General features: G+C 61.7%; 15 protein-coding genes and 1 CRISPR repeat array. Of the genes, 3 read left to right on the top strand and 12 right to left on the bottom strand.

Annotated features, from left to right (window positions below):
* A complete protein-coding gene (locus EYS42_RS16060; protein ID WP_130969214.1) occupies positions 1-534 on the bottom strand; it encodes a carboxymuconolactone decarboxylase family protein in 534 nt (177 codons plus the stop codon).
* An 80-nt stretch (positions 535-614) separates the two neighbouring features.
* Here EYS42_RS16060 and EYS42_RS16055 point away from each other — a divergent pair, with 80 nt between their 5' ends.
* Positions 615-1,499 (top strand): helix-turn-helix transcriptional regulator, encoded by an 885-nt coding sequence (locus EYS42_RS16055; RefSeq protein ID WP_245503677.1) that lies wholly within the window; start codon positions 615-617, stop codon positions 1,497-1,499.
* Here the strand turns inward: EYS42_RS16055 and EYS42_RS16050 are convergent.
* From EYS42_RS16050 to rpe, 11 genes are all read right to left on the bottom strand, one after another.
* Positions 1,486-3,036 (bottom strand): methyl-accepting chemotaxis protein, encoded by a 1,551-nt coding sequence (locus tag EYS42_RS16050; RefSeq protein WP_130969213.1) that lies wholly within the window; start codon positions 3,034-3,036, stop codon positions 1,486-1,488. The two genes, EYS42_RS16055 and EYS42_RS16050, sit on opposite strands and share 14 nt — an antisense overlap.
* Positions 3,037-3,414: 378 nt before the next feature.
* Positions 3,415-7,293: a CRISPR direct-repeat array (repeat unit 29 nt; unit sequence CGGTTCATCCCCACGCACGTGGGGAACAC).
* Between the two features lie 85 nt (positions 7,294-7,378).
* Entirely contained in the window at positions 7,379-7,675 is a 297-nt protein-coding gene (cas2e, locus tag EYS42_RS16045) for a type I-E CRISPR-associated endoribonuclease Cas2e (protein ID WP_130969212.1), read from the bottom strand.
* On the bottom strand, positions 7,656-8,597 hold the full coding sequence (gene cas1e, locus EYS42_RS16040; RefSeq protein WP_207301177.1) for a type I-E CRISPR-associated endonuclease Cas1e: 942 nt from the start codon (positions 8,595-8,597) through the stop codon (positions 7,656-7,658). Before cas1e ends, cas2e begins: the two co-directional genes overlap by 20 nt.
* A 34-nt stretch (positions 8,598-8,631) precedes the next feature.
* Complete coding sequence (gene cas6e, locus EYS42_RS16035) at positions 8,632-9,246, bottom strand: type I-E CRISPR-associated protein Cas6/Cse3/CasE (protein ID WP_130969211.1); 615 nt, start codon at positions 9,244-9,246, stop codon at positions 8,632-8,634.
* Positions 9,221-9,886 carry a type I-E CRISPR-associated protein Cas5/CasD gene (gene cas5e / locus EYS42_RS16030; RefSeq protein WP_130969210.1) on the bottom strand — a complete coding sequence of 222 codons (666 nt, stop codon included), beginning with the start codon at positions 9,884-9,886 and terminating at the stop codon, positions 9,221-9,223. The genes cas6e and cas5e overlap by 26 nt, the downstream gene beginning before the upstream one ends.
* 1 nt (position 9,887) lies before the next feature.
* The gene (gene cas7e / locus EYS42_RS16025; RefSeq protein ID WP_130969209.1) at positions 9,888-11,021 is read right to left on the bottom strand and encodes a type I-E CRISPR-associated protein Cas7/Cse4/CasC; all 1,134 of its coding nucleotides are present in this window, start codon (positions 11,019-11,021) and stop codon (positions 9,888-9,890) included.
* Between the two features lie 11 nt (positions 11,022-11,032).
* Positions 11,033-11,572, bottom strand: coding sequence for a type I-E CRISPR-associated protein Cse2/CasB (gene casB / locus EYS42_RS16020; RefSeq protein ID WP_130969208.1), 540 nt, complete (start codon positions 11,570-11,572; stop codon positions 11,033-11,035).
* Positions 11,569-13,125 (bottom strand): type I-E CRISPR-associated protein Cse1/CasA, encoded by a 1,557-nt coding sequence (gene casA / locus EYS42_RS16015; RefSeq protein WP_130969207.1) that lies wholly within the window; start codon positions 13,123-13,125, stop codon positions 11,569-11,571. Before casA ends, casB begins: the two co-directional genes overlap by 4 nt.
* Positions 13,126-13,320: 195 nt before the next feature.
* A complete protein-coding gene (gene cas3, locus EYS42_RS16010; protein WP_130969206.1) occupies positions 13,321-15,999 on the bottom strand; it encodes a CRISPR-associated helicase Cas3' in 2,679 nt (892 codons plus the stop codon).
* A gap of 112 nt (positions 16,000-16,111) precedes the next feature.
* A complete protein-coding gene (locus EYS42_RS16005; RefSeq protein ID WP_245503676.1) occupies positions 16,112-16,774 on the bottom strand; it encodes a DsbA family oxidoreductase in 663 nt (220 codons plus the stop codon).
* A 31-nt stretch (positions 16,775-16,805) separates the two neighbouring features.
* Positions 16,806-17,489, bottom strand: a complete 684-nt coding sequence (rpe, locus tag EYS42_RS16000) for a ribulose-phosphate 3-epimerase (protein ID WP_130969204.1) — start codon at positions 17,487-17,489, stop codon at positions 16,806-16,808.
* A 258-nt stretch (positions 17,490-17,747) separates the two neighbouring features.
* Here rpe and EYS42_RS15995 point away from each other — a divergent pair, with 258 nt between their 5' ends.
* The gene (locus tag EYS42_RS15995; protein WP_130969203.1) at positions 17,748-18,245 is read left to right on the top strand and encodes a DUF3015 family protein; all 498 of its coding nucleotides are present in this window, start codon (positions 17,748-17,750) and stop codon (positions 18,243-18,245) included.
* A gap of 64 nt (positions 18,246-18,309) precedes the next feature.
* A complete protein-coding gene (locus tag EYS42_RS15990) occupies positions 18,310-20,223 on the top strand; it encodes an Lnb N-terminal periplasmic domain-containing protein (protein ID WP_130969202.1) in 1,914 nt (637 codons plus the stop codon).
* The last annotated feature ends 57 nt before the right edge of the window (positions 20,224-20,280 follow it).

Raw genomic sequence — 20,280 nt, 5'->3', positions numbered from 1 at the left:
TTAGCGCAGGGCCACGCGGGGGAAATCGACCGGCACGTCGAAGGCCACGTTCACGTAGTTGGTGAACAGGTTCAGCGCCACATGGGCCAGGATCTCCATGACGTGTTCGTCGTTGAAGCCCACCTCGTGCAGGGCGGCCACATCACCCTCGGTGATCTGGGCGCGTTGCTCGACCACCTTCAGCGCAAAGGTCAGGGCCGCCTGGGTGCGCGGCTCGGCGCTCAGGCCCACCTGGGCCTGGGCCATGGCCTCGGGACTGACACCGGCATTGCGCCCCAGCACGGTGTGGGCGGCCAGGCAGTATTCACAGCGGTTGCGGTTGGCCACCGCCACCGCGATCTGCTCGCCCAGCGCGGCGCCCAGCGTGCCCTGGCCCAGGGCGCCAAAGGCCGCCCACATGCTCTGCAAGGCAGCGGGTGAATTGGCCACGGCCTTGAACATGTGGGGCGTGGCGCCAAAGGCCTGGTGCACCTGCTGCAGCAGGACCTGGCTGGTGGCGGGGGTGCGGGTGGTGTCGAGGTTGATGCGGGGCATGAGAAAGCTCCTTGGGGGTTGAAAGAGCCTTCAGTGTCTGGCGGGCCATTGAATGAAGAGATACATTTCATTCATCAAACATGCCACTTCGTTCAGACATGCCCCCTTCAGCGTCCATCGACCGGCTCAGCGGCTTGCTGATGCGCTTTCCGGTGTCGGCCCACCTGCACCACAACGGCCCGCTGTGCGGCCTGAACCACTTCGATGCGGCACTGGGCCACGGCTTCCTGCATGTGCTGCGCCGCGGGCACCTGAAGGTCACGCACCCCGGGGCGCGCGAGGTGCCCACGCAGTTGCTGGTCACCGAGCCCACCTTGCTGCTGTACGCGCGCCCCTTCACGCACCGCTTCCACAACCCGCCCGCCGAGGGCTCCGATTTCACGTGCGCGCAATTGCATTTCGACGGTGGCGCGCAGCACCCCCTGGCCATGGCCCTGCCGCCCCTGGTGCTGGCCCCACTGGCGCAGGTGCCAGGCCTGGAGGCCAGCCTGCAGCTGCTGCTGGCCGAAACCGCGCATGTGCGCTGTGGCCAGCGGCTGCTGGCCGACCGGCTGTTCGAAGTGGTGCTGCTGCAGTTGCTGCGCTGGCTGCTGGACCACCCGGCCACCCCGGGCCTGCCCGCCGGCCTGCTGCCGGGCCTGGCGCACCCCGCCCTGGCACGCGCCCTCACGGCCATGCACGAGCACCCGGGCCAGGCCTGGCACCTGCCGCTGCTGGCCGAACTGGCGGGCATGTCGCGCACGCGGTTCGCCACCGAGTTCCATGCCGTGGTGGGCCAACCACCCGCCGACTACCTGGCCGACTGGCGCATGCGCCTGGCGCAGCAGGGGCTGCGTGCCGGGCGCAGCGTGAAGGAGCTGGCCGATGCGCTGGGCTATGCCAACGCCTCGGCCCTGTCACGGGCCTTCAACGCGCGACTGGGGTGTTCGCCGCGCGCCTGGGTGTCGACCCTCACTCGGTCTTGAACACCGCCATGGCCGACACCAGTTCCTGGGCTTGATGGCTCAGGCTCTGCGCGGCGGCAGCGGCTTCTTCCACCAGCGCGGCGTTCTGCTGCGTGACCTGGTCCATCTGGCTCACGGCCTCGCCCACCTGGTGCACGCCCACGCTCTGCTCGCGCGAGGCACCGCTGATGCCCTGCATCAGGCTGGCCACTTCGGCAATGGCCTGCACCACGCCCTGCATGGTGCCGCCGGCCTGCGCCACCTGGGCATTGCCCTGCTCCACGCGCTCCACACTGTCGGTGATGAGCTGCCGGATCTCACGCGAGGCCGTGGCGCTGCGTTGCGCCAGCGAGCGCACTTCACTGGCCACCACCGCAAAGCCTCGGCCCTGCTCGCCCGCGCGGGCCGCTTCCACCGCGGCGTTCAGCGCCAGGATGTTGGTCTGAAAGGCAATGCCGTCGATGGTGCCGATGATGTCGGCAATGCGCCGTGAGGCCTCGGTGATGCCGCGCATGGTCTGGATCACCTGCTCGACCGATTCACCGCCCTCGCGGGCCACCTGCGAGGCCTTCAGGGCCAGTGCATTGGCCTGGTTGGCATGCTCGGCGTTTTGCTGCACCGTGGACGACAGCTCGTCCATCGACGCGGCAGTCTGCTGCAGGGCACTGGCCTGCGTTTCGGTGCGCTGGCTCAGGTCCTGGTTGCCTTGCGCGATCTGGGTGCTGGCGGTGGCCACGCTGTCGGCCGCCTGGCGCACACGCCCCACCAGATCGGCCAGCTGCTGCTGCATGCTGCGCATGGCGTCGATCATGTCGCCCACTTCGTCCCCCCGGGCGGCCGGCAGCCGCACGTGCAGATCGCCAGCGGCCATGGCGCGCATGGCATCGCGGGCCTGCAGCACCGGGCGGGCCACCGACGTGGCCATGCGCGCGCCCACCCACAGGCCGAGCAAGGTCATGCCCAGCCACACCGCGCCCATGATGTAAGCCGCACGCTGGAACACGGCATCGCCCTTGGCACTGGCCTGTGTGGCGCCATCGGCATTGAGCTTGACCAGCTGCGTGATGGCGTCGACCATGCGTGCATCGTGCTCCTGGGTGGGGCCATGGAGCATGCGCAGTGCACGCTCGGTTTCGCCCTCGGCACTCCAGGCCAGCAGCTTCACGCGCAGGCCCCGGCTCACGCCCCAGGCCTGCTCGAACTCTTCGATCAGGGTGAACTCTTCGGGCGAATGCGAGAGGTCTTTCATGCGCGCCACGCGCTGCTGCACCGCGGCGTCGAGCACTTTGAGCTGCTCGCCCACACGGGTCTTGTCTTCGGGTGTGTCGGCCAGCACGTGCTGGTAGCGCAGGCTTTGCATCTGGCCCACATGGGCATTGAGCTCGCCCACGGTCTGCACGCTGGGCAGCCAGTTCTGAGCGATGTCGGTGGACTGCTGATTGATCAGCCGCATCTCGAGAAATGCCATCGCGCCCTGCACGGCCGCCAAGGCCAGCACCAGCATAAAACCTGCCTGCACCCGGGTGCGCAAACGCGCACGTGACCACCAAGCTCCCATGGCCTCCACCTCTGCTGTGTCAGAGCCTGGCACCCTGCCGCGGGCGCCCAGGCTCTGTGAGGGGCAAGCGGCTCCCCTGGCGTGGTGGGGACGTGTGTTTTTATCGGCGGGCCAATTCACAAACCTGAGGGCTCTGATGGGGTAGCCCCTCGCTCACCAGGGCCTTTCAGCTCGGCGGCCTCACGCTCCGGAGGAAATGCTGCCGACAACCCACCAGCCATTGAGGCCCAAACTCACAGGAAGTGCTCGCTGAAGTTTTCGCTTCAGATGCAAAGGGATCACTTGACCCAACGAAGGGATGCGCAGCAGAGCGCCACAGCTACCATCGAAAGCATTTGCGGATATCTCCCCGCGCACGCTGTTGGTCGAGTGGTACGCCGATTCATCCCCACGTGCGTGGGGAATACTGCTGCGAATCAGCGTCAGGCCACAGGTACACCGGTTCATCCCCACGCACGTGGGGAACACTGATGACGCACCCACCCGATGAATTCCTCCCGCGGTTCATCCCCACGCACGTGGGGAACACATCATCGAGGCCATCGTGGGCACCGCCATCGGCGGTTCATCCCCACGCACGTGGGGAACACCTCAGCCTTCCCTCCACCAAGCTGCCCGAGCACGGTTCATCCCCACGCACGTGGGGAACACGCCCTCGATGTTCGACAGGTCGGCCACCACCAGCGGTTCATCCCCACGCACATGGGGAACACTTGTGAGGTCGCTGACTGGGATTATTGGTCTCCGGTTCATCCCCACGCACGTGGGGAACACGGCGCTTTTCTCCGTGAGTCTGTTGATTCCTGCGGTTCATCCCCACGCACGTGGGGAACACCAACTCTCCTTTGGTTGGCAGCCGTGCGTGCCCGGTTCATCCCCACGCACGTGGGGAACACTGTACTGGGCATGGTGGCTGCCAGGCATAACACGGTTCATCCCCACGCACGTGGGGAACACCACTGATCGTTGCCCCGCTTTTGCCGGGGGTGCGGTTCATCCCCACGCACGTGGGGAACACTAGAACGGGATGTAGTCGGCGTGGTCCCAGACCGGTTCATCCCCACGCACGTGGGGAACACGTGGATTGTGTAGCGTTACCTTCATGCCATCACGGTTCATCCCCACGCACGTGGGGAACACCGCAGCACATCGCTTTCTGATCGCTCTGAATCCGGTTCATCCCCACGCACGTGGGGAACACATTCACCACCAGGGTGTGCCCAAGCGCTCCACCGGTTCATCCCCACGCACGTGGGGAACACTCCAGCACTGGCCGGTTCGCTGAGCGCCGCTACGGTTCATCCCCACGCACGTGGGGAACACAGGAATGCCGCCAATCATCAAACGCCGGGGGACGGTTCATCCCCACGCACGTGGGGAACACGACACCAGCGAGGACCGCAGCCCGCTCGACACCGGTTCATCCCCACGCACGTGGGGAACACATCATCACGGCCAACGACATCAAGGTGCAAGCCGGTTCATCCCCACGCACGTGGGGAACACTTGGGAGACAGGCTGGGACCGAACCGATCCTCCGGTTCATCCCCACGCACGTGGGGAACACGATCGACGGGGTGCTGAAGCAATACAAGGACGCCGGTTCATCCCCACGCACGTGGGGAACACGCCGCCCACAACGTCCGCGCCGCGCGCATCTGCGGTTCATCCCCACGCACGTGGGGAACACTGACTGGCGCCCTGCGGCAAATAGTTGCCTGCCGGTTCATCCCCACGCACGTGGGGAACACTGGCTGGCAGGCGAGCAGTGGAAACTGCAGGCCGGTTCATCCCCACGCACGTGGGGAACACCTCGCGCAGGTAGCCCAGGTAAGCCTCGCCATCCGGTTCATCCCCACGCACGTGGGGAACACGCGAAGGCGTCACCGGCCAGCATCTCGCGGGCCGGTTCATCCCCACGCACGTGGGGAACACTGAAGGCATCGCGGGCAAACATGTGTTCATCGCGGTTCATCCCCACGCACGTGGGGAACACACGCGGGTGGCGTTGTCCAGGGTGTGCGGGGTCGGTTCATCCCCACGCACGTGGGGAACACATCGCTTGCACCAGGTCGTCGCCGTGGTGCTCCGGTTCATCCCCACGCACGTGGGGAACACGGTTGAACACGAAATCACCGATGGCCGCGCCCACGGTTCATCCCCACGCACGTGGGGAACACCTGCTGCTTGAGGTCGTCGGCCGTGGTCAAACCGGTTCATCCCCACGCACGTGGGGAACACGTCTGCAGCTGCGACGTCGGCGGGCTCACGTACGGTTCATCCCCACGCACGTGGGGAACACTCAAGCAAGTGCCTCAGCACCTTGCCGCACTGCGGTTCATCCCCACGCACGTGGGGAACACTTCGGCGCACTCTTCGGTCAGCTCGCGCGGCTCGGTTCATCCCCACGCACGTGGGGAACACGCACACGCCGCACTCAGCGGCTCCGCAAAACGCGGTTCATCCCCACGCACGTGGGGAACACATGGATTCCTTGGTCACCAGCTTGCCGGCCGACGGTTCATCCCCACGCACGTGGGGAACACTCAAACCCCCGGCACTTCTCGCAGGGCGTGACCGGTTCATCCCCACGCACGTGGGGAACACTTTTTCAAAGAGCAGTCTGACGGCTACAAGGCCGGTTCATCCCCACGCACGTGGGGAACACGCCCGGGATGGCCACGGGCACCGGCTTGCCCGCGGTTCATCCCCACGCACGTGGGGAACACACCACCAGCAACACTGCGGGCGGCCCGGCTGACGGTTCATCCCCACGCACGTGGGGAACACTGCCAGCACCCGCACGAGCTGGTGGTGGAGAACGGTTCATCCCCACGCACGTGGGGAACACACGTGGAAAACCTGTGGACCGCCCTCAAGACCCGGTTCATCCCCACGCACGTGGGGAACACCGTTGGAACACGGCCACCAGCTCGCCAAGCGACGGTTCATCCCCACGCACGTGGGGAACACAAAAGCGCGCTCGTTTGCAGCGGCGCGGGCGTCGGTTCATCCCCACGCACGTGGGGAACACCGGCAGGTAGGTCTTGCCAAAGAAGCGGAACTCGGTTCATCCCCACGCACGTGGGGAACACTTGAGAAACTGAATGCGGGGCCCCGTCACGGCCGGTTCATCCCCACGCACGTGGGGAACACCGCGTCGGCGTCACCGGCTCCGGCTCGGGGAACGGTTCATCCCCACGCACGTGGGGAACACATGAGATGGAGGAAAGCCAGACCGGCCCCGATCGGTTCATCCCCACGCACGTGGGGAACACGGCATGCCCATGAACCGCGCCCGGTTGTTGAACGGTTCATCCCCACGCACGTGGGGAACACTTCCTCGCCACGACCAACAGCCCACACCACCACGGTTCATCCCCACGCACGTGGGGAACACCTGATGAGAATGTCTCGGGGGCGGCAGGTCCGCGGTTCATCCCCACGCACGTGGGGAACACTTCACGCTCACGATCACGGGGGGAATGGCACCCGGTTCATCCCCACGCACGTGGGGAACACCGGCGGATGCGGACGCTTTCCAGGTTGGTGTGCGGTTCATCCCCACGCACGTGGGGAACACACAGGCCGCCCGCGCCATGTGAATTCCATGGTCGGTTCATCCCCACGCACGTGGGGAACACTTCTTCTCGCACTCAGGCTTCCACCTGATCACCGGTTCATCCCCACGCACGTGGGGAACACAACGTCACCTGCGCGGCCGCGATCACATCGCCCGGTTCATCCCCACGCACGTGGGGAACACGGTCAGTTCCTTGTGCATGATCCAGCCCGACACCGGTTCATCCCCACGCACGTGGGGAACACTAATAAGTCTGGTTTTGAGGGACTGAGGGGGGCGGTTCATCCCCACGCACGTGGGGAACACAGTCCGCACCCTGGGCAGTACATATAAATGCACGGTTCATCCCCACGCACGTGGGGAACACGCTGTCAAGACCGAGCTGACCGACAACCCACGCGGTTCATCCCCACGCACGTGGGGAACACGTCTTCGCGCACCTCGTAGCACTCGCGTGTGGTCGGTTCATCCCCACGCACGTGGGGAACACTCACATCAGAGGACATCGTGTCCATGACGCCTCGGTTCATCCCCACGCACGTGGGGAACACTGCGGCCAGCATCGGGGTACATCGAGGAAATGCGGTTCATCCCCACGCACGTGGGGAACACAGTGGAACCGGCTGTCACCGGGCACCTGCACGGCGGTTCATCCCCACGCACGTGGGGAACACACTTCCTCTATCCCATTGATTTCAATGAGAAATTTCGGCCTCTGATTTTCCACCAAATCAGCAGGCCATTCCGGTTTGTTAAAGATCAGCGCGGCGTGCGCTCAGCCTCAGGCAAGAAACTCACCAACTGAACGCCGTCATACTCGACCGGAATCCTTCGGTTCGCACCAGTGGTACGAACCTCGAACCCCAGTTCATTCTTGGCTCGCCAAGCCATCACCGCATTCCCGTCACCAATGCCCTCAACAACCTGCTCCCAGATGTTCTCTCGCACTTTTCGGGAATAAGTGCCAACGTACACCCCCGCTCGTACTTCGAGCAGCCAAACCGCGAGGCGTCCACGCAAACGCGGTGGTGCGTTCTCAAGCACGATGACCAGCATCACCCATGCTTTCTGGATTTGGCAGCGCTGGTCTCACCGCTTCAGGGTGCGGAGCGGGAGGGCTGATGTCACCTGCTGCAAGCACTTCCTCGATGTCGGGAATGATGCGCTCAAGCAAACGCGTTTGCCTGAAGACATCTCTGCAGGCATGTCTCACGGCACGATCGGCCATGGCCGGCTTGGCCGCGGCCACCTTGAACGCCACAGGCACCACCGTCTCAAACTTGTAGAGATCGGCGATGTCATACACAAAGGACAGCGGCTTGCCCGTGTGGATGAACCCCACAGCGGGGGCATACCCCGCAGCCAGTACGGCGGCTTCAGTCACACCGTACAGGCATGCCGTGGCCGCAGACAGGCAACGATTGGGCAGATCAGAGGCGTCCCATGATTCAGGGTCATAGTCTCGCCCCTTCCAGGTCACACCGAATTTCTGCGCAAGCAACTGGTATGTCTTGCGCACCCGGGCACCCTCGATGCCACGCAACTGCTCAACGCTGCGCCGCTGGGGTGGCTCTTCTCCGAACCGCATGGCGTACATCTTGCGCACGACCTTCAGCCTGAGGTCATCGTCTAAAGCCAACTTGGCCTGGTAGAGCAGCCGATCAGAGCGAGCTCCGCCAGGTTGGCCAGACGAATAAACACGCACGCCTGCTTCGCCAACCCACACCAGCAAGGTGCCCACGCGTGCAGCCAGGGCAGCAGCGCGATGCGACACACGAGTGCCTGGCTCCAACATGATGCAAGCGACTCCGCCCACGGGCACATGTGTCAGCACCTGCCGAACGCGCTCGCCACCACAGTCCACGACGACAAAAGCGCCATCCACGACGTCGATCTCACCTCTTTCGATGAAAATGACCGAGAGCCGCTCCTTGATGGGGATGGGCTTGAGCGGGGGGAGCAGCTTTCCGTCTGTCATGGGCCAACACGCGGTGGCGACTCAGCAATAGACATCACGCGATTGCAGCCACGGTCAGCAGACCGCAGCCGAACGCTTTTGCGGGACCGACTCCAGCGCTCATGGCGCTCAACAAACGCGAGGGATCTTGAACCGAAAGAATCCCGTCATAACAGGCACGTTGAAACTGAATCAACGACTGCCCCGAGCGTGACACCACAAAGTCACTGTCGGTCACCAGTGCCATCTCGACTGCGAACCCCAGTTTTGTGCCCTGCCGGGAAAGCCAGTCCAGCTGTTCCGTCTCCTGCACAATGCCCTGGCGCTTACCATCTCTTGTCACTGTGGGATTCGCGACTAACCTGAAACGGCGTTTAGCGTTCAGTTCAAGCAACCTCGCAGGATCCCAAGTCTTGACCTCCGGTTCTCGCGCAAGGTAGCCAGGCAGAGAGCATAGAAAGCTCCAGTCTGGCGCAGACTCAGATTGAACCAGAACAAGGGGTGCGCGAGAGGCGGAAGCGGGCTCGACTCGCCACAAAAACCTGCCGGGTTTTTCATCGCTGTTCGACACGAAAGCTCGACTCAGGGTGCGATGCATGTCGTACACATCCCCCAGATCACGTCGCGCAGCAGCGCTCCTCAGCTCAAGAGAAAGACGGGTCAGGTGCATGCTGCGCCCCCAATTGAATGTGCAAGGACCTCACAAAGCGGGGGCCAAAGCGACGAATGGCAAAAGGAGCGACCGGCTGATCCAAACGGATTGCCCCCTCTGCCTGATCTTCCACGAGCAAGCGATGGACAGAAGCCTCATTGCCCCCACACAACTTGGGCCAAGTGGACAAGGCCTGTTGCAACGGCAGACTTGATACGGCATCAGGCAGCGGAACAGGCTTGGACGGCACACAACTCTTTCGCCCCAAAGACAAGGGCCAAACGGGTTGCCACAAGGCCTCTGCGACCACATCAAGTAACAGGCGATCACCCTCAAGACCGACCAAGAAAACAGCGTCAGCAAGATAAAACCGCGGGCTGACCACGGTTCTGTTGAGATCTACTTTGCCTGTCGCCGCCATGATGCCTGTTGCCGTCTGATAGTCGCGCATGGGTACGCCTTCACGATCAATTCGGACCCCCATGCGCAGCGCAGCCAGATCATCGATGGGTTCAGCACGATCGCGCCCCAAAGCAGCGCAGATCAGCCCGATCACGCCAGACTTGGATGGTTCGAGTTGGGTGTCGCGTTCATCAAAACGGCTGGTAGTGCCCCACGATTGCATGGGGCCTTGCAGCCGCATCAAGAGCGTTGCCATTTCAGGCTCCCAGGTTCTTTGCTGCAAGTTGGCGTGCCTTCTGAGCCAGTTCAATCAGCGATGCAGCAGATGTACCTTTTTCGGATGGCCATTGCCCAGAAAGGTCCAGCCAGACCCACGCGTCATCTGGATGCCCGTAAACCTTGCCCAGTTTGTCGTCGTGCTCAGCAAGCCCCTTGATGGACTGGTCGCTGTATGAAGCATCTGATCTCGGCTGCACCGGCTTTTCAAAAGCATTGGCCAGACTCATGGGTGAGGCATGGCGCAGGCAGACGCCGACAAACTGCGGCATGTTGTGCGCCGCGAAAGTGTTCTGTTTGCCAGAGGGAATCGCTCGCACCATCGCGTGCGTGAACGCCTCCACGGCAGACAATGCCAACGCCTGATCGCCCTGGAGATTACTCACCAGCTTGGCAACATCCAGCGCGGCATAACGGTACAAGGTGGCCGAATTGAATTCGATCTGACCAATCATGTCGGCACCAGCGCCATCATCGTTGTCAGGCACGTCATCGACCGCGGTGAAGTAGTCGAATTCGCGTGTGACTTTGTGCGTGCTGATGGCGTGAGCAACCTGACATGCCGCGTCCTTGTTGACGGAAGGCAGGTCAGCGAGCATTCGCCCAAACAGCGCCACATCGACTGCCTTGCCCCCATCCAGGATGGACTTGGCCTGATCGATCACTTCTTTTGGCAGGCTGGATTTGGCGTCTTTCTTGGACTTTTTTTCGGCGCCGCCCAATACATCCCAGTGCTGATCAACCAGGGTGGCGAACGCACTGATCTCGCGCTCGCCCAGAAAAAGCAAGTACTCCGTCTTGCCACCATCTTTCAGCTTGAGTCCGGCCGCGGCCAGCGCAGCTTCGATTTTGCCCGCAGTCTCCTCGGCCGGCCGGTGGGGCAATTTATCTTGCAGCAACTGTTTCAGCTTCATGGTGCGAACACCCATGAACTCTTCCGGCAACAGTGATTGGCTGCGCGCCACATCACGAACGGCTCGCTTGAAGCACTGGCTGCTGACACGTGCACGGCGATGGCCGCCGAACAAAGCATCTTTGGGAGCACCAGTGTCGTCGCGGTTGAGATTCGACGGGGCAAAGTTCTGGATCAAATGGAATTCAAGAAAAGCGCTCATGTGGATCTCCCTCAATTGGTCATGGCTTCATCAGATGGCAAGCTGGCAACGTAGAAATCACGTGCCCATCGTTGTTTGGTCTTGTCGATATTCGATGACATGGGACTCAACCATGTGGCCAGGTCATGCAACAGTTGCCTGTAGTCCAGCCCAACATCAGCTGAAGCAAGCAAGGCGATGACCTGTCTCAAATGCTCAAGCACAGAGCCTTCGTCTGCTTCCAGCAAAGCGATGAAACGTCTCTCCAGACTGCTGCTTCGGCCCTCGTTTCGGCGATCTCTCTGGAATTCACCAAAGGCGGCCGACAAGGTCTTGCCATCACTCTGTTTGGGATGCTTGGCATACAGTCCAGCAACTGCATACAGCGCCAGACGGCGACCGTCTTGGGCATGCCATTCTTTGGCCACAAATGGCTCCACCAGCGGCAGTGCCTTCAGGTACATGCCAGGCTCAAAGGCGAGGCTGTGGCGCAGCACAGCCAACGGGCCGCGATCCCTCTTGTTGTTCAGTTCAATCAGGTAGTGAATGAACCGGTCTTCTCGGGTGGTCATGCAGAAACCTCCTTGTGAGTTGCTGGTGCTTCCGTGCGGGGTACATGCTCTCGTAGCACAGACCAAAACAGCCTTTGAACCTTGGCCTCGGCAATGTAGGTGCTCGCGGCCTGACCAAGACTTTGCTGAAGTACTCGCCAAGCTGAGGTCGCTGCATCCCGAATGGCTTCGTGCCACAGACCTTCAGCTTGAGCAACTCGTTGTTGGCCGATGGCTTCCAACAGGTCACTGAGCACACGCTCCAAGTAGGCAAAGAATGTGTTACCCCACACACCAGAATCCAGGTACGCTCGCGCACGCTTGCGTGTCTCGGCGCTTTCGGGGTCAGGCATCGTGTGCGCCACGAATTTCACCGCCACCGAAGTGAGCGACTTGAATACCACTTCGGCCGTCTCGATTTGCGCTTTGAAGAAAATGGCCAACTCTGGTCGTTGGAGCAACGCGCTAGGCAGTGCATAGCGCTCCATGCGCCAACGCAGCAACTTGGCCTGATCGCTCGTCAACCCCGCCACAAGAACCGGTTGGTCAGCAGGCCCACCATCTCCCAGTTCAAATGCGATCTGGATGGCGTGGCTCAACACTGGTGGAGGCTTTCCCGCAGAGCCAGCAGACATCGTCAATGCGGGCAGGTCACGCCACAGCGCTCGTGCGTCTGAGAAGGTGAGCTTGACCAGGCTTGCCGAACCCTGCCTGTACGTGGTCATCGGGTCGAGTTCGTTTTCATCGTCTCCCAGCGCATAGCCCGCACCAAAGTGAATCCAACGGATGTGGGCACTTCCCTCGGGGATGAAAAGCACAGCGCGGGACTGCCGGGTGTACCGATCATTCGGCCCCGAGGCCAGTACCGGTGCACCTTTCAACTGAGCAATGGTCAGGGCCGGCCGCTCCCATGCGGGCAGATCTGGCTCTGCGTGATGGCGCGTGGGCGGATGCAGGTTCAGGCAAAGTGTTTGTCCCAGGTTGCCGCCCAAGGCCACAGTTGCCGCAGTGTTCACCAACGGGCCGGCCTTGTCCGCATCCCTGAAAGTCTTGACCAATCCACCCGGCGTGAATTGCAGAAACCCCAGCAACATGCGCGCAGCCTCTGCAAACCCAATGGCCTGGGGCTTGGCATCCAGTGCATGGTCAAACATCACGGGCGTGTTGCCATTGGCTGCCACCAGCGAGATCTGAGTCCAAGCTTTGCGTTTGTCCCGCGTCTCATCGGCTGCGGCCAAGGCCGCCACTTGCATGAAGGGTACTTCGGGATGGAACAGCCAGAACCGATCTTGAAAATCATCCAGGTAGCGCCGAATGGCCTCCAGAGGCAAGCCATCGGCATACCAGTCCACGCGATTGGACAGATCCCAGCCAGGCACATGGAGCGTCGCGGCCCTGTGGAGAATGGCCAGCAGCAAGCGATATTGCGCTACGACGTCCGTGGGTGACGTGTCAGCCAAAGCATCGATGTCGTTCGCCCGCTCGAATGTCGCCAGCAGGCCCAGGTGATGCAACTGGCCATCTTTCATGCGCACCGGCAGCCATGGCGAGTCGATCAGCGAGAAGTCTTTCATCTCACACCTACCTTTTTTAAGTTCTTGCATACAGCTTATCAAAGGATCAACGCATTGCGCAACAAGCAATTGAGACGGCCTGAGATGACACCCGTACACTCAGACATCCCTCATCTGGGATGGACCAGACCACCGCATGGCAAAGCCTTGGGTGGCAGTTTGTTCCCTGCGCGAGCAGGGCTGTTTGTGGAGGGGCTACGGCCCCTCCTGTTTTTCGTAGATCAGGCCTGTCGCGTGACAAAGCCTCAACCTCAGGGCGCCGATGTCATGGCACTGGTTCATCAGCGGCAACGGTCGGAAGTAGCGCAACAAGGGATGATCGTCAAAGGCAACGCATGCGGGCTTTGCCGTGAAATGCTGCACCACTGATTTGCGCGAAACCTTGATCTGCCGCTGATACAAAGCCCTGGCCGCATCGTGACTGAGCGGCTCCTGTGGATTGATCCATCGATCATGGACACGCCACAGTCCGTCTTGCATCTCAACTGGTATCAAAGTGACCGTCTCGCGGCCTAAGCGTGTCTTGTTTTCTTCACCCAGCGGGCCGCCATCTTCGTTGCCTCTGGGCAAAGGGGCGTAGGCGTCATCAGGCCTGCGGCTGGGATCGATGCTGACATTCATCGCTTGCTGCTTATGGCTGCGATGCTCTGCGAGATGATGCCCAAAAGCCTCTTCATCGATGAACTTGCAAATCTCTGCGTCAAGATCATCTGGCAACGCCGGCTGGCTGTAGACCCACTGAACCAGGCGATCAATGTCGTCAGGTAAGTGCAAGACCTGCTCACGATTGAGACACACCCATGTGCACCCCAGGATGTAGGGCTGATAGACATACCCCCATGCCGTTGCCTTGAGATCGGGTAAGCGATCAGGACGCAAGCCTGCGACCGTCAGCCTCGCCTCCTTGTGCGCTTCTGGCCTCTTGCGCTGGTGACGGTGCAACCGCCCCGCACGCTGCAACAGCAGGTCGATGGGCGCCAAATCCGAAAGCATGAAGTCGAAGTCGATGTCCAGGGACTGCTCGGCCACTTGCGTCGCAATCAGCAAGGCCCGATCGGGCCTGTCTGCACCTTCGCCAAAAAGAGCCAATACGCGCTGCTCGATGCCACTGCGTTGATCTGCAGGGAATCGGGCGTGAAACAAGACCATCTGCACTGACTCATCCACTTGAGACGAAAGCATGGCGTAGAGCGCCTGTGCACGATCTACTGTGTTCACGATGACGGCACCACACCCTCCGTGCGCGAGCTGCTCAACAGCTGATTCGCACAGTGCTTCAAGGCCTTCGTGCACACCTTCCAAATGAATCGGAGAAAGAGCCCTCGCCTTGAAGTGCTCAGTGCGACACCCCGAATCATCTGCAATCGCCACCCGCGGGTAAGCCTTTTCCGGGATGCTCTCCGGCTCGACACCCCATGCCTTGAGCAATTCATGCTTGCGAGATCGGGGCAAGGTGGCGCTCATCAGAATGACCGAGCTGCCCACAGCTTTCAGCCACATCAGCAACGCATCAATCAAGGTGGACGTGTAGGTGTCGTATGCATGAACTTCATCGAGCACCACAACCCGATTGCTCAACCCCCACAAGCGCACGAAATGGTGCTTCACGTTCATGGTGGCCAGAAGTGCCTGATCAACGGTGCCAACGCCGTACGCGGAGAGCAACGGACGTCTGCGCTGAGACAGCCAGGCTGATGCACTGATGCTGTCGCCTGCAGAATCGTTGATGCCACGCAACTGCTGCACATCAGCGTTCATGGCGGCGCCACCATGGACCAGCTGCAGGTCCAGGTGAACATCGGCGAAGTTCTGAAGAAACCGATGGGCACGTTTGAACATGGCATTGCCTGTGGCTTGGGTCGGCAATGCCACGTAGAGCCCTCGGTGATGATTCGCCGCCTGCAGACGCAAATGAGCCAGGAAAGCCATTTCGGTCTTCCCTTCGCCCATGGGTGCTTCAACCAACATCAACGCAGGGCCCTTTGTCGATTGAAGCAGCTGATCGCCCGCCTCTTGTAAGGGACGCGGTGGCTTCGCAGCACCCAGAATTTGCTGAAGCAGGTCTGCGGTGGACGCATTAGTCCAGGGCTGCAGAGTTTGATACGTTGACCAGCCGATGCGCTTGAGCGCCGCAGTACCTCGCTCGATCCCATCTTGGTGATACGCAGATAAGTCGTCCAGCCGCTCACCCATCGGAAACCAATCGGGATTCGATGCAATCCAGTCCGCCGCGCTGGTCAAGCCCGCAAGCCAATTGATGGCAGGCAGGCTCAAGGCACCGGGCTCAGGGGAACCCTGTGGACTCAAGGTGAGCCAGTACGCATCCAGAACAGATTGGCGTGCCAGCGCCCATTCAGGCGGCTCCATCAGGTCCTGCGCGTTATTGCGATCAAGGCGCGAAAAATGGAATCCGTGGTGGGCACTGATGGCACACACGACGTCTTCAATCCACTTTCTATCAGCATTGATCTTGCCGCGCCAAGCCCTCTGCAAATGCACCGCCGTCGCCAAGTCATGCCGATCGAGCAAAGAGCGACTGCGGACGAAAGTCAACCCATGCGCTTCGTCGTGCTGCTGACCTGCTGACCATTTGGCCTGGAAGCCTGGGATCGCTTTGCCGAAATCGTGCAATCCAGCCGCAGCAGAGATCCATCGAACACAGTTCTGCTCCTGCAGACCGAATGCTCGGGCCGCCCACCGACGAGTTGCTTCAGGCTCAAACTGAAGCAATGCCTCGACTACCGCTGCCACATCCAACAAATGCGCCAGCAAGCCGTGGCCTGCACCATCACCGCTTTTTGCCCAAATGACACGGGCAGACGGCGAAAGGGTAGAAAAGCGGCGTAGGCTGGCGTGATGGTTCTGGAGATCCAAGCGTTACTCCCTGACCGAAGTTGCTTGGTTCATTTTGATGGTCCACAGGCTCGCTGGATGAGCCTTTGAGGGAATCTTCTGAATCCGGGTTCGAGAAGCCGGCTCGAACAACTTACCCCCGCGCCGCAATCCCCCGCAGCGCTTCCACGTAGTTCGCCACCGGCTGGCCGCCCGAGATCAGGTGCTTGCGGTTCACCACCACGGCGGGCACGGCGCGGATGCCGGCGTCAGCCACCATGGCTTCGGCTTCGCGCACGTCTTCGGCGTGGCGGCCGTCGTCCAGCAGGGCCTGGGCTTCGGCGGTGTCCAGCCCGGCTTCCTGCACGCAGCGCAGCAGCACGTCGCGGTCGTCCATGGCCTGGCGCTGGGTGTGGCAGGCGGTCAGCAGGGCCTGTTTCAGGGTGAGTTGTTCGGCCATGCCCTGCAGGCCGGCCCAGTGCAGCAAGCGGTGGGCGTGGAAGGTGTTGTAGATGCGGCCACGGCCTTCGGTGGCAAAGGCAAAGCCCACTTCGGCACCGCGCTGCGCAATGGTGACCCGGATCTGGGCCTGCTGTTCGGGCGTGCTGCCGTACTTCTGCGTGAGGTGCTCGGTGATGTCCTGGCCGCCCGGGGGCATGTCAGGGTTCAGCTCGAAGGGCAGGAAGTTCAGCGTCAGCTGGAAGCTGCCCGGCGCTTCGCGCTGCAGTTGCTGGATGGCCTGCAGCAGCCCATTGAGGCCGATGGCGCACCAGGGACAGGAAACGTCGGAAATGAAATCGATGTGCAGGGTGTTCATGGCGGGCTCCGTCAGGCCCGCCATTGTTGCCTCACTTGGCCAGTTCGGCGCGCATGGCGTCGATCACGGCCTTGTAGTCGGGCTGGCCAAAGATGGCGCTGCCGGCCACGAAGGTGTCTGCGCCCGCGTCGGCAATGCGGCGGATGTTGTCCACCTTCACGCCGCCATCGATCTCCAGGCGGATGTCGCGGCCCGAATCATCAATGATCTTGCGCACCTTCTCGGCCTTGCGCAGGGTGCTGTCGATGAAGCTCTGGCCACCGAAGCCGGGGTTCACGCTCATCAGCAGCACCACGTCCACCTTGTCGATCACCCACTCCAGCACGTCGACCGGGCTGGCGGGGTTGAACACCAGGCCAGCCTGCTTGCCTTCGGCCTTGATGAGCTGCAGGGTGCGGTCCACGTGGGTAGAGGCATCGGGGTGGAAGGTGATGATGTCGGCACCGGCCTTGGCAAAGGCCTGGGCCAGCGCATCGACCGGCTGCACCATCAGGTGCACGTCGATGGGCACCGGCGTGCCGTCGGCCTTGACGGCGTGCTTGCGCAGTGCCTGGCACACCATGGGCCCGAAGGTCAGGTTGGGCACGTAGTGGTTGTCCATCACGTCGAAGTGGATCCAGTCGGCACCCGCGTCGATGACGTTGCGCACTTCGTCACCCAGGCGGGCGAAGTCGGCAGACAGGATGCTGGGGGCGATGCGGTAGGTGCGGGACATGGAAAACCTCGGGGGCGGTGATGACGGCTCGGTGACACCGAGGCCTCTATTTTAGGAAACCCTCAGGCGCGACGCTGACTGACGCCCAAATGCCCTTTCCGCCCCCCGTCAGAGGGAGGCAATTCGCAAGATCTCCCGAGCCGATTTGCAACACTTTGCAAACACAAGGTTTCTAAAATGATCAAGTGGATTCGGAGGGATCCATTGCAGCCCGCCGCGGCTGCAGAGCGACTCACTCAACTCTTTAAAGAAACTTCCATGAGCATTCGCAAGACTTTCCTGATTGGTGCCCTGGCAGCCCTGTGCAGCGTGGCGGCCCAGGCCAATGACAAGGCCCCCGGCTCTGGCCCTAACCCCTACGTCGACTGTGGCATCGGCGCAGCCCTGTTCCCCACCGTGGGCTGGGCAGCTGTGACTTCGAATGTGATCTGGGACGCAGGTACCACCGCCGTGACTTCGGCGACCATGAGCCCCCAAACCTGCAGCGGCAAGAAGGTCGCTACCGCACTGTTCATCCGTGACAGCTACGAGCGTCTGGCCGAAGAAACCGCCCAAGGCCAAGGTGAGCACCTGGCCACCGCACTGAACCTGTTCGAATGCTCTGCCGCTCAGCAAGGTGCCGCCATGGTGGCCACCCGCGAAGCCATGGGTGCTGTGGTGACTCAACCCGGCTTCAACGCCCTGCCGCGCCTGGACAAGGCCGCTCGCTTCTACGGCGCCATGGAAGGTGCTGTGGCCAAGTCTTGCGCTGCCTGATCGCGGCGAGCTGACTGCAACCGCCCCCGACCGGGGGCGGTTTTTTGTTTCTGCGGTTTGCCTGATGCTTTTCCGTCCATTGAAAGCCCTTGAATCGAAGGGCAGGTTTCAAGCGCTGTTGCAGGTTGGTGTTTGGGTGCTGTGCGCTGGATTCAGCACAGGTGCTCACGCTGCCGAGTCTTCGGGGTCAGACGCCGCATGGCGACGACTTCTGCACCACGAGCCTGATGCCTCCAGCGCCACGGGTTGGCGCAGCGCCATCCACAGTGATCGCTTTTTTCTGGCTGGCGAGGTTGGCCGCACCGATGCCTTGGCCGAGCGCGATGCCACATGGCGAGCCATGCACGAGCCGTCGGATCCGGAAGATCCCGACGCGCACGCGCAGTGCAGATTCCCCGCCCGCAAGCTCTGGTTGGAACAGCACATGGGCCTTCAAACCCCCAAGGTGAATTGCCCTCAGTGGAGCAAATGGACGCGTGGACATGGCATTCGAAGCGTCAGCGTCGTGCTGGCAACAGGCTACCTGGGAAATCCGGCTTCGTACTATGGGCACACCCTGCTGAAGCTCAACCCGGAATCCTCGGCGCCCTTGACCGAACTGCAGGACCTCACCATCAATTTCGGCGCGATCGATACGCAGCGCGATGACCCCTTGTCTTACATCGTCAAAGGGGTGAGCGGAGGCTACGACGGGGGGTTCAGCAGCATCGAGTACTACGTGCATCGCAGTCAGTACGGAGAAGTGGAGCTGCGAGACCTCTGGGACTACGAATTGAACCTCCAGCCTCACGAAGTCGATCTGGTCACTGCGCACGCGTGGGAGGTGCTGGGACAGCGCTATACGTACTTTTTCTTTCGGCGCAACTGTGCGTACCGCATGGCTGAATTGCTGGAGATTCTGGACGGCATCGAACTGATTCCTCGCAACCGTCCCTGGACAGTGCCACAAGCCCTGCTGCAGCATGCAATGCAAGGACGTCGCGCCGATGGTCAGCCGCTGGTGCGCAACGTTCGGTACCTGCCTTCGCGTCAAAGCAGGTTCCATGATGGGTTCCGAGCCTTGAGCGGCAACGAGCAACAGCTGGTGCGTGAACTGGTGAACCGACAACTGACCCTGCACGACACCCCATGGATTCAGCAGCCCTTGGACACAAAACGCGCCGTGCTGGACACCGTGATGGACCGAGAGCTGTTCATGCAGGAACGAACCGATCGCAAACAGCAGCCCTCCTCAGCGCTGTACGCGGCGGCGCTGGCTGAACGGTATCGGCTGCCCCCCGGGAAACGCGACACGGTGGATCAACCGCGAACTGCCCCCCATGAGGGCCGATCTCCCGGTTTGCTGGAAGCTGGACTGCTTCAGGATGGGCGCGGCCAGACCGGTGCAATGCTTCGGTGGCGTGCAGCGTACTACGACCCTCTGGATTTCGATGCCGGTCACGTGGCACAGGGGGGCCTGACCATGATGGACGTTCGCACACGGCTGATCCGAGGGAAACTGTCTCTGGACCGCGCGCAACTGCTGGCAGTGGAAAGCGTGAATCCCGATGTGAGCGGTTTGAAAGGCGATCGGGGTGAGTCCTGGCGCATTCGCTTCGGCTTAGAACCCGTCCTGCCAGGAAGTGAAGCGCTGGTGGCACGGATGGAAGGGGACTGGGGCGTTGGTCGTCAGTTAAGCCCCTCGGTGTTCGTATCTGGGCTCGTCGGTGGCGCCGCACAATCAGCCCGAGAAGGCTCGGGACTGGGTTTCACGCGGCTGACCTTGAGCGCAGCCTGGCAAATCACACCTTCATGGCGCACTCGCTGGGCACTGGAAACACGCCACCCGGTTGATGCACGGACTTCACAGGTACAGATTGCCTCGACACAGTGGAGATGGCGCATCCATCGGCAAGCCGACATGCGCATCGAAACAGATCACATCCTCAAGCACCCGGACCGCGCAGTGGTGCGCCTGGGGCTGGGCTGGTATCACTGACCTCTGGAGTTCTGCCCGCCAATCCATCTGATGGCGCGAATGCTGTCGTACACAGGC

Source organism: Aquabacterium lacunae (assembly GCF_004310865.1).
In the GTDB taxonomy this organism is placed as follows: Bacteria; Pseudomonadota; Gammaproteobacteria; order Burkholderiales; family Burkholderiaceae_C; genus Aquabacterium; species Aquabacterium lacunae.
This window is presented reverse-complemented; position numbering and strand designations above follow the sequence as displayed.